Below are 10257 nucleotides of genomic sequence, written 5' to 3'. Positions count from 1 at the left end.
GTCGTTAGCTCAGTTGGTAGAGCAGTTGACTTTTAATCAATTGGTCGCAGGTTCGAATCCTGCACGACCCACCACTTCGAAGAAAAAAATCCCGCAAGGGGTCGTTAGCTCAGTTGGTAGAGCAGTTGACTTTTAATCAATTGGTCGCAGGTTCGAATCCTGCACGACCCACCAGTGTAAAAAAGCGCCCTAAAGGCGCTTTTTTGCTATCTGCGACAACAAATGCTCCGCACATCTATTCCCGGTGACTTTTCACTCCAGATTCGCTATCTTGTTTAGTATACAAAACACAATTGCCGTGCGTTTTGCTATGTCAGGCAAAAGAAAGGCAATATTGTTAAGCCAGTAAAACGAGAAGCCATAATGAGCGTGATGTTTGATTCTGAAGCCGCAATCTATCCGTTTCCGCCAAAACCTGTCCCGCTGAGCCGGGATGAAAAGCAATTCTACCGCGAAAAGATCAAGCGTCTTCTTAAAGAGCGAGATGCGGTGATGGTGGCGCATTACTACACCGATCCGGAAATTCAGCAGCTGGCGGAAGAGACCGGGGGGTGTATTTCTGACTCACTGGAGATGGCGCGCTTCGGTGCAAGACATCCAGCTTCCACGCTACTGGTCGCAGGCGTGCGTTTTATGGGCGAAACGGCAAAGATCCTCAGCCCTGAAAAAACCATTCTGATGCCAACGCTTAATGCGGAGTGTTCACTGGATCTCGGCTGCCCGATTGACGAATTCACGGCCTTCTGTGATGCCCATCCTGACCGTACCGTGGTGGTTTACGCCAACACCTCCGCGGCGGTAAAAGCGCGGGCAGACTGGGTGGTCACGTCGAGCATCGCCGTTGAATTGATTGAGCACCTGGACAGTCTGGGTGAGAAAATTATCTGGGCGCCTGACCGCCATCTTGGAAATTATGTCCAGAAGCAGACGGGTGCTGACGTTCTCTGCTGGCAGGGCGCCTGTATTGTGCACGACGAATTCAAGACCCAGGCGCTGGCCCGTATGAAGGCGCTTTATCCTGACGCTGCCATTCTTGTTCATCCTGAATCACCGCAGTCGATTGTTGACATGGCGGATGCCGTGGGTTCAACCAGCCAGCTTATCAACGCTGCCCGGACGTTGCCTCACACGCAGCTTATTGTGGCGACCGATCGCGGTATCTTCTACAAGATGCAGCAGGCCGTGCCGGAGAAGGAGCTCCTCGAAGCGCCAACGGCAGGCGAGGGCGCAACGTGTCGCAGCTGCGCGCATTGCCCGTGGATGGCGATGAACGGCCTGAAGGCAATTGCCGAAGGGCTCGAGACCGGCGGTGCAGCGCATGAAATCCATGTGGATGCTGCTCTGCGTGAAGGTGCGTTAATTCCGCTTAACCGCATGCTGGATTTTGCAGCTACACTACGTACGTAATTCAACACGCCCTGGGGAAAAGATGGATTTTTTTAGCACACAGAACATTCTGGTTCATATACCGATTGGTGCAGGTGGCTATGACCTGTCATGGATTGAGGCCGTTGGCACGCTGGCGGGATTACTGTGTATCTGGCTCGCAAGCCTGGAGAAGATCAGTAATTACGCGTTCGGGCTCATAAACGTCACGCTGTTTGCGATTATCTTCTTCCAGATCCAGCTCTACGCAAGCCTGCTTTTGCAGCTGTTCTTCTTCGCGGCCAATATTTACGGCTGGTATGCGTGGTCGCGCCAGAACAGTCAGCAGGAGGCCGAGCTTCAAATCCGCTGGCTGCCGTTGCCGAAAGCGATCGCCTGGCTTGTCGCCTGCGTGGTTGCCATTGGTTTAATGACCGTCTACATCAACCCGGTGTTTGCGTTCCTGACCCGCGTTGCCGTTTCGGTCATGTCCGGCATCGGTTTAAATGTGACGATGCCAGAGCTCCAGCCGGATGCCTTCCCGTTCTGGGATTCCTGCATGATGGTGCTGTCGATTGCGGCGATGATCCTGATGACCCGTAAATACGTTGAGAACTGGCTGCTGTGGGTCATTATCAACGTCATCAGCGTGGTGATTTTCGCGCTACAGGGCGTCTATGCCATGTCGCTGGAATATCTGCTGCTGACCTTCATCGCGCTGAACGGCAGCCGGATGTGGATTAACAGCGCGCGTGAGCGAGGCTCTCACGCGCTTTCCAGCTAGTGGTGATGATGATGTGAATGACCGGACTGCGCCTCGTTAAGGTGGCAGTCCGGGCCGTTACAAGGCTGATACTCCATCTGAATGGTGACATGGCCAATTTCGTAGTGATGTTCAAGAAAATGCTGGATACGTTCAAGCAGCGCATCATGGTCGTTAGGCGGGATCACCTGGACGTGCAAGGTCATGACCGGTTTCTCCCCCACCAGCCAGACGTGCACATGATGAACATTGCGGACTTCCGGGACAGAACGGCGCAGGTTACGTTTCAGCTCGTCAATATCCATGGATGCCGGTGCCCCTTCAAGCAGTTCATTGACGCTCTCCTTCAGCAACCGCCAGGCGCTGCGCAAGACCAGACACGATACCAGCACGGACAGAATCGGATCGACAGGCGTCCAGCCGGTATAGAGGATCACCAGCGCGGCCACAATCGCCCCGACTGAACCGAGCAAATCACCCAGGACATGCAGAGCCGCAGCCCGCACGTTGAGGTTCTTCTCCCCGCTGCCGCGGTGCAAAATCCAGAATGCCAGGATATTCGCCAGCAGCCCTGCCACAGCAATCACCATCATTGTCGCCCCGGCGATCGGCTGAGGGTGTCTGAAACGCTGTACCGCCTCCCAGACGATAAGAACGGTAATGACCACCAGCGCAATAGCGTTAACAAACGCGGCAAGGGTTGTCAGCCTCAGCCAGCCGAAGGTATGGCGCGCATTTGGAGGTCGACGTGCAAACTGCACGGCCAGCAGGGCGAAGAGCAACGCGGCTGCATCGGTCAGCATATGCCCGGCATCAGCCAGAAGCGCCAGAGAACCGGAAACCAGCCCGCCAATGACTTCGATAACCATGAACGTTGCCGTGACGCCAAAGGCCAGCATAAGTCGTTTAGCGTTGTCGTTGCCCGGAGTTTGTGAGTGTGAATGGGTGTGCGCCATGTCTGCTTTCCTGATTTATTATTGTTTTTAGTGTAGCGTTTTTAATGGGTTGCTCCAAAAAGAAAGGAGAGCCTGAGCTCTCCTTTTTCTTCCGATCACAGCGGATTATTGGGTAGTGCCATCGGTTTTGGTATTGGCGTCATTACCCACCTTGTCGTTAGGATTCGGGCATTTGCCGTCTTTGCACATAGAGTTCTTATGAACCTCATCCGAACTCATATTGTCATGATTCATAGTGCCGGAACCGCTACCGTTCGGATGCAGCATGGTGCCGCCGGTGTTGGTATTGCCGGTGTTGATCTGGTTGTTATCGACATTATTCGGGGCGATATTTTGTTTCGCATCAGGGGCGACCTGGCCTGCTGACGCTGCCGCATTGGCATCACCGTTGTTGTCTGAGCTACCCGTTTCCGCAGCAAGGACGCTGCCGCTTGCCAGGGTAAGTGTGGCTGTAAGGAAGAGGGTTGCCAGTTTTGTCATTTTCATCATGGTGCTCCTGTTCTTGTCGTTACGCTGGATAACATTCTCCAACAGTGCATCTTTTTCAGAGGCGAAAGCTCCCGCCTTACCGACTTATGTCAGTAGGGAATCGCGTTTAAGCGTGTAAAATTGGTTGTTACAGTTAAAAAGCTTAGGTTAGATCTCATTTTTCGCTATTTTGTGGCGATTTTTAGGCGAATTCCAGGAATTATCTGCGTGAAGTGTAAAACCGTGTTTACACTTCCTGAACGACAAGATAGATTGAAAGGATTGCTTTCATTACTAAAGATATGGCAGAGCTGGAAAGAAGATGAATTATCAGAACGACGATTTACGCATTAAAGAGATCAATGAGTTATTACCTCCTGTAGCACTCCTTGAGAAATTCCCCGCCACTGAAAATGCCGCAAACACGGTTTCTCATGCTCGTAAAGCGATCCATAAGATCCTGAAAGGTAATGACGATCGTCTTCTGGTGGTGATTGGCCCGTGCTCTATTCACGATCCTGCGGCGGCAAAAGAGTATGCAGCAAGACTGCTCCAGTTACGTGAAGAGCTGAAGGGCGAGCTGGAAATCGTGATGCGCGTTTACTTTGAAAAACCGCGTACCACCGTGGGCTGGAAAGGGCTGATTAACGATCCGCACATGGATAACAGCTTCCAGATCAACGACGGTCTGCGCATCGCGCGCAAGCTGCTGCTGGAGATCAACGACAGCGGCCTGCCTGCGGCCGGTGAGTTTCTGGACATGATTACGCCTCAGTATCTGGCAGACCTGATGAGCTGGGGCGCAATAGGTGCCCGTACCACTGAATCTCAGGTTCACCGCGAGCTGGCTTCCGGCCTCTCTTGCCCGGTTGGTTTTAAAAACGGGACGGATGGCACGATGAAGGTGGCCATTGATGCCATCAATGCTGCGGGAGCGCCGCACTGCTTCCTCTCCGTGACCAAATGGGGTCACTCCGCCATCGTTAACACCAGCGGTAACGGTGACTGCCATATCATTTTGCGCGGCGGCAAAGAGCCAAACTACAGTGCAAAGCATGTGGCTGAAGTGAAGGTCGGGCTGGAAAAAGCCGGGCTGCCACCGCAGGTCATGATCGATTTCAGCCATGCCAACTCCAGCAAGCAGTTCAAAAAGCAGATGGAAGTGGGTGCAGACGTCTGTCAGCAGATTGCCGGCGGTGAGAAGGCGGTGATTGGGGTGATGATCGAAAGCCATCTGGTTGAAGGTAACCAGAACCTGGAAAGCAGCGAACCGCTGGTGTATGGCAAGAGCGTGACGGATGCCTGCATTGGCTGGGACGATACCGACACGATCCTGCGTCAGCTGGCGAATGCGGTAAAAGCGCGTCGCGGTTAATCCGATGCGGAAATAAAAAAGCGCGGAAGGTTCCGCGCTTTTTTATGTCTTGCGAAAATTACTTCGCTTTACCCTGGTTCGCGACAGCCGCTGCTTTCGCCGCGATTTCTTCCGCGTTACCCAGATAGTAATGTTTGATTGGTTTGAAGTTTTCGTCGAACTCATATACCAGCGGTACGCCAGTCGGGATGTTCAGTTCGAGGATTTCGTCTTCACCCATGTTGTCCAGGTATTTTACCAGCGCACGCAGGGAGTTACCGTGAGCGGCGATAATCACGCGCTCACCGCTTTTCAGGCGTGGCAGAATGGTTTCGTTCCAGTAAGGCACAACGCGGTCGATGGTCAGCGCCAGGCTCTCGGTGGTTGGCAGCTCAGCGTCGGTCAGTTTTGCATAACGTGGGTCGTGGCCCGGGTAGCGCTCGTCATCTTTGGTCAGCTCCGGTGGCGTAATTGCGAAACCGCGGCGCCACTGTTTAACCTGCTCGTCGCCGTATTTTTCAGCGGTTTCTGCTTTGTTCAGACCCTGCAGCGCACCGTAGTGACGTTCGTTCAGTTTCCAGGATTTCTCAACCGGCAGCCAGGCCTGATCCAGTTCGTCAAGAACGTTCCACAGGGTGTGGATGGCACGTTTCAGCACAGAGGTGTAAGCAAAATCAAAGCTGAAGCCTTCTTCCTTCAGCAGTTTACCTGCTGCTTTTGCTTCGCTTACGCCTTTCTCGGACAGATCAACGTCGTACCAACCGGTAAAGCGGTTTTCGTTGTTCCACTGACTTTCGCCGTGACGCACCAGGACCAGCTTAGTTATAGCCATCTCTTACTCCTCAAGCATTTTTAGAATGATAACAATTCTCATTATATTGCCGTGGCTATGCCAGCAGCAACGCTTAACCCTAACCATAGCGAAAATAGTCTCTGAGTGTAAGATGCTTGTGAATCCAGGGTTATGATTTTGTCTGCGATCGGCGCTATTTTCAGCAAGGCGTGCAGAAAAAAGCCCTCCGATGGGAGGGCTTGAAATCAATGCGGAATAAAATGGTATTCCGTCACGCTAACATACTCTTCACCCGGGCGCAGCACACAGTCTGGCTGCGGCCATTCCGGATGATTCGGGCTGTCCGGCAGGAACTCGCTCTCCAGCGCCAGGCCTTGCCAGTCGCTGTACTCATCGTGTTCGCGCGCCGTCGTGCCGCCAAGATAGTTGCCTGAGTAGAATTGCAGCGCAGGTGCGGAGGTATAAACCGTCATCTGCAGCTTTTCATCCGCAGACCAGACCTGTGCTGCAGGTTGCTTCACATCACCTTTTGCCTGCAGCAGGAAAGCGTGGTCGTAGCCTTTCACCTTGCGCTGATCGTCATCGCTCAGGAAATCCTGTGCGATGGTTTTCGCACTGCGGAAGTCAAAGCTGGTGCCGCTCACGCACTTCAGCCCCTGATACGGAATGCCCATCTCGTCAACCGGCAAATAGTCATCCGCAAAGATTTGCAGCTTATGGTTACGCACGTCGCACTGGTTACCGTCCAGATTAAAATACGCGTGATTGGTCAGATTGACCGGACATGGCTTGTCGACTGTCGCACGGTATTCAATAGCGATACGGTTGTCGTCGGTCAGCGTAAAGCGTGCGGAGGCGATAAGATTCCCCGGGAAACCCTGATCCCCATCAAGCGAATCCAGTGAGAACTGCACTTCGCTGTCGTTTTGGCGGACAATTTTCCAGCGACGTTTGTCAAAGCCTTCCGGGCCGCCGTGCAGCTGGTTCTCACCCTGGCTTGGGAGCAGGTCGTACTGCACGCCGTCGAGTTCAAAGCGGCTTTTCGCGATGCGGTTAGCATAGCGCCCTACGGACGCGCCCAGATAGGCGGACTGATTGATATACTGCTCAGGCGAGGCGCAGCCGAGAAGGGTTTCGCGTACGCTGCCATCCGGCATGGGAACGCGGGCGGAAAGCAGCGTGGCTCCCCAGTCCATCAGCGTAACCACCATCCCTGCGCTGTTGCGCAGGGTTAACAGGCGATACGGCAGACCATCCGGTGCAAGGGTGGGTGTTTCATTTAGCACTGTCCGGCTCCTTGTGATGCTTTACACACGTAGAAAGTTTCTTTAATACCCGTTTTTGCTTCGTACTGTTTTTCTACCGCCTGCTGGACGGCAGGAACAAGTTCTTCCGGCACCAGGGCAACGATGCAGCCCCCGAAACCGCCGCCGGTCATGCGCACACCGCCTTTATCGCCAATTGTTGCTTTTACGATCTCAACCAGCGTGTCGATTTGCGGCACGGTGATTTCAAAGTCGTCGCGCATGGAGGCATGGGATTCCGCCATCAGCTCACCCATACGTTTCAGGTCGCCTTTCGCCAGCGCGGACGCGGCTTCAACGGTACGGGCGTTCTCTGTCAGTACGTGACGAACGCGTTTGGCAACGACCGGATCCAGCTCGTGTGCCACCTTATTGAACTCATTGAGCGTCACATCGCGCAGGGCGGGCTGCTGGAAGAAGCGAGCGCCGGTCTCGCATTGTTCGCGGCGCGTGTTGTATTCGCTACCCACCAGCGTGCGTTTAAAGTTGCTGTTGACGATCACGACAGCCGCACCTTTTGGCAGGGGAACGGCTTTGGTGCCAAGAGAACGGCAGTCGATCAGCAGCGCGTGTTCTTTTTTGCCCAGCGCAGAGATCAGCTGGTCCATGATGCCGCAGTTACAGCCCACGAACTGGTTTTCTGCTTCCTGACCATTCAGGGCGATTTGCGCGCCGTCCAGCGGCAGATGATAAAGCTGCTGGAAGACGGTTCCTACGGCGACTTCCAGAGAAGCCGAGGAGCTTAAACCCGCACCCTGCGGCACGTTGCCGCTAATAACTAAATCCGCACCGCCAAAGTTCTTGTTACGCTTCTGCAGATGCTTCACCACGCCGCGCACGTAGTTAGACCACTGCTGGCTGTCGTGCGTCACGATCGGGGCATCGAGGGAAAACTCGTCCGTCTCATTACCGTAATCCGCGGCAATCACGCGGACTTTACGGTCGTCACGCTTCGTACAGCTGATGACGGTCTGGTAATCAATGGCGCAGGGCAGAACAAAGCCGTCGTTGTAGTCGGTGTGTTCACCGATCAGGTTGACGCGGCCAGGCGCCTGGATAACGTGGGTGGCAGGGTAGCCAAATTTTTCAGCAAACAGGGATTGTGTTTTATCTTTCAGACTCATTTATTAGACTCCTGATTCGCGATAATGGACGTCGCTAACGGCCCGCAGACGTTCTGCCGCCTGTTCCGCCGTCAGGTCACGCTGCGTTTCCGCCAGCATTTCATAGCCCACCATAAATTTACGTACTGTCGCAGAGCGCAGCAGCGGCGGATAGAAATGGGCGTGCAGCTGCCAGTGCTGATTCTCTTCCCCGTTAAACGGTGCACCGTGCCAGCCCATTGAGTACGGGAAGGAGCACTGGAACAGATTGTCGTAACGGCTGGTCAGTTTTTTCAGCGCCAGAGCAAGGTCGTCGCGCTGCGCGTCGTTGAGTTCGGTAATGCGCTGTACGTGCGCTTTCGGCAGCAGCAGCGTTTCAAACGGCCAGGCGGCCCAGTAAGGTACGACGGCCAGCCAGTGTTCGGTTTCCACCACGGTACGGCTGCCGTCGGCCAGCTCACGGCGGGTGTAATCCACCAGCATTGGGGAACCGTTTTCCGCGTAATACGCTTTTTGCAGGCGGTCTTCACGCTCGGCTTCGTTGGGCAGGAAGCTGTTCGCCCAGATCTGACCGTGCGGATGCGGGTTAGAGCAGCCCATGGCTGCGCCTTTGTTTTCGAACACCTGTACCCACGGGTAAGTCTGACCCAGCTCTGCGGTTTGCGTCTGCCAGGTGCTCACTACTTCTTTCAGCGCCTCAACGCTCAGCTCCGGCAGCGTTTTGCTGTGGTCGGGCGAGAAGCAGATCACGCGGCTGGTACCGCGCGCGCTTTCGCAGCGCATCAGCGGGTCGTGGCTTTCCGGCGCGTCCGGCGTGTCGGTCATCAGGGCCGCGAAATCATTGGTGAAAACGAAGGTGCCTTTGTAATCCGGGTTCTTATCTCCCGTCACGCGCGTATTGCCCGGACAGAGGAAGCAGTCCGGGTCGTGCTGCGGCAGCGTTTGTTTCGCAGGCGTTTCCTGCGCCCCCTGCCAGGGGCGCTTTGCGCGATGCGGAGAAACCAAAATCCATTGCCCGCTTAACGGGTTAAAACGACGATGCGGATGATCGACGGGATTAAACGAAGTCATGACGGATCCTTAGTCCGGATAACCCTGCGGATGGCGCGACTGCCAGTGCCAGGTATCCTGTGCCATTTCATCAAGCGTGCGGGTAACACGCCAGTTAAGCTCTTTATCGGCTTTGGTGGCATCGGCCCAGTAAGCAGGCAGGTCGCCATCACGACGCGGGGCGAAGTGGTAGCTCACCGGCTTACCGCAGGCTTTGCTGAAGGCATTAACCACATCCAGCACGCTGCTGCCGACCCCGGCACCGAGGTTGTAAATATGCACGCCAGGTTTGTCAGCCAGCTGCTGCATCGCCGCCACGTGGCCGTCGGCCAGATCCATCACGTGGATATAGTCACGCACGCCGGTGCCATCTTCGGTTGGATAGTCGTTACCAAAAATAGCCAGCGAGTCGCGGCGCCCTACGGCAACCTGGGCGATATACGGCATCAGGTTATTTGGAATGCCCTGCGGGTCTTCACCCATATCGCCAGACGGATGGGCGCCGACCGGGTTGAAGTAGCGCAGCAGGGCGATGCTCCACTCAGGCTGTGCTTTTTGCAGATCGGTCAGGATCTGCTCCACCATCAGTTTGCTTTTGCCATACGGGCTTTGCGGCGTACCGGTAGGGAAGCTCTCAACGTAAGGAATTTTGGGCTGATCGCCGTAGACGGTGGCGGACGAGCTAAAGATGAAGTTTTTGACGTTGGCCGCACGCATGGCGGAGATGAGACGCAGCGTACCGTTGACGTTGTTGTCGTAATACTCGAGCGGTTTCGCAACGGATTCACCGACGGCTTTCAGGCCGGCGAAGTGGATCACCGCTTCAATGGCGTGGTCGTGAAGGATCTCGGTCATCAGCGCTTCGTTGCGGATGTCGCCTTCCACGAAAGTCGGCTGTTTACCGCCAAGACGTTCAATCACAGGCAGCACGCTGCGCTTACTGTTGCACAGGTTATCGAGGATGATGACATCATGGCCGTTTTGCAGCAGCTGCACGCAGGTATGACTACCTATGTAACCGCTACCACCTGTTACCAGAACTCGCATATTTAGCTCCATTGGGCTTATGGTATGTAATAACCATAGCATAACAGAGACGCG

At 54.7% G+C, this 10257-nt stretch carries 10 protein-coding genes and 1 tRNA gene; 4 read left to right on the top strand and 7 right to left on the bottom strand.

Annotation, left to right across the window (positions count from 1 at the left end; all coding sequences use genetic code 11):
* Positions 1-98 precede the first annotated feature (98 nt).
* From E3U32_RS14775 to pnuC, 3 genes are all read left to right on the top strand, one after another.
* Positions 99-174 (top strand) — tRNA-Lys (locus E3U32_RS14775).
* A gap of 189 nt (positions 175-363) precedes the next feature.
* Positions 364-1407, top strand: a complete 1044-nt coding sequence (gene nadA, locus E3U32_RS14770) for a quinolinate synthase NadA (protein WP_134349386.1) — start codon at positions 364-366, stop codon at positions 1405-1407.
* Positions 1408-1429: 22 nt separating this feature from the next.
* Complete coding sequence (gene pnuC / locus E3U32_RS14765; RefSeq protein ID WP_134349385.1) at positions 1430-2149, top strand: nicotinamide riboside transporter PnuC; 720 nt, start codon at positions 1430-1432, stop codon at positions 2147-2149.
* On the opposite strand, the gene zitB is transcribed toward pnuC, so the two are convergent.
* Positions 2146-3084 (bottom strand): CDF family zinc transporter ZitB, encoded by a 939-nt coding sequence (gene zitB, locus E3U32_RS14760; RefSeq protein ID WP_134349384.1) that lies wholly within the window; start codon positions 3082-3084, stop codon positions 2146-2148. The two genes, pnuC and zitB, sit on opposite strands and share 4 nt — an antisense overlap.
* Positions 3085-3189: 105 nt before the next feature.
* The gene (locus E3U32_RS14755; protein ID WP_134349398.1) at positions 3190-3570 is read right to left on the bottom strand and encodes a protein YbgS; all 381 of its coding nucleotides are present in this window, start codon (positions 3568-3570) and stop codon (positions 3190-3192) included.
* A gap of 304 nt (positions 3571-3874) precedes the next feature.
* Between E3U32_RS14755 and aroG the strand changes: the two genes are divergently transcribed.
* Positions 3875-4927 (top strand): 3-deoxy-7-phosphoheptulonate synthase AroG, encoded by a 1053-nt coding sequence (gene aroG / locus E3U32_RS14750; RefSeq protein WP_134349383.1) that lies wholly within the window; start codon positions 3875-3877, stop codon positions 4925-4927.
* A gap of 58 nt (positions 4928-4985) precedes the next feature.
* Here aroG and gpmA read toward each other — a convergent pair whose 3' ends face one another.
* The 5 genes from gpmA to galE all read right to left on the bottom strand — a co-directional run bounded on the left by gpmA (position 4986) and on the right by galE (position 10203).
* On the bottom strand, positions 4986-5738 hold the full coding sequence (gene gpmA, locus E3U32_RS14745) for a 2,3-diphosphoglycerate-dependent phosphoglycerate mutase (protein WP_023310804.1): 753 nt from the start codon (positions 5736-5738) through the stop codon (positions 4986-4988).
* Positions 5739-5944: 206 nt separating this feature from the next.
* Positions 5945-6985 (bottom strand): galactose-1-epimerase, encoded by a 1041-nt coding sequence (gene galM, locus E3U32_RS14740; RefSeq protein ID WP_134349382.1) that lies wholly within the window; start codon positions 6983-6985, stop codon positions 5945-5947.
* Positions 6979-8127 carry a galactokinase gene (gene galK / locus E3U32_RS14735; protein ID WP_134349381.1) on the bottom strand — a complete coding sequence of 383 codons (1149 nt, stop codon included), beginning with the start codon at positions 8125-8127 and terminating at the stop codon, positions 6979-6981. Before galK ends, galM begins: the two co-directional genes overlap by 7 nt.
* Positions 8128-8130: 3 nt before the next feature.
* Entirely contained in the window at positions 8131-9177 is a 1047-nt protein-coding gene (gene galT, locus E3U32_RS14730; RefSeq protein WP_134349380.1) for a galactose-1-phosphate uridylyltransferase, read from the bottom strand.
* A gap of 9 nt (positions 9178-9186) precedes the next feature.
* Positions 9187-10203 (bottom strand): UDP-glucose 4-epimerase GalE, encoded by a 1017-nt coding sequence (gene galE, locus E3U32_RS14725; protein ID WP_126544206.1) that lies wholly within the window; start codon positions 10201-10203, stop codon positions 9187-9189.
* Positions 10204-10257 lie beyond the last annotated feature (54 nt).

It is taken from the genome of Lelliottia nimipressuralis (assembly GCF_004402045.1).
GTDB classification, from domain to species: domain Bacteria; phylum Pseudomonadota; class Gammaproteobacteria; order Enterobacterales; family Enterobacteriaceae; genus Enterobacter; species Enterobacter chinensis.
This window is presented reverse-complemented; position numbering and strand designations above follow the sequence as displayed.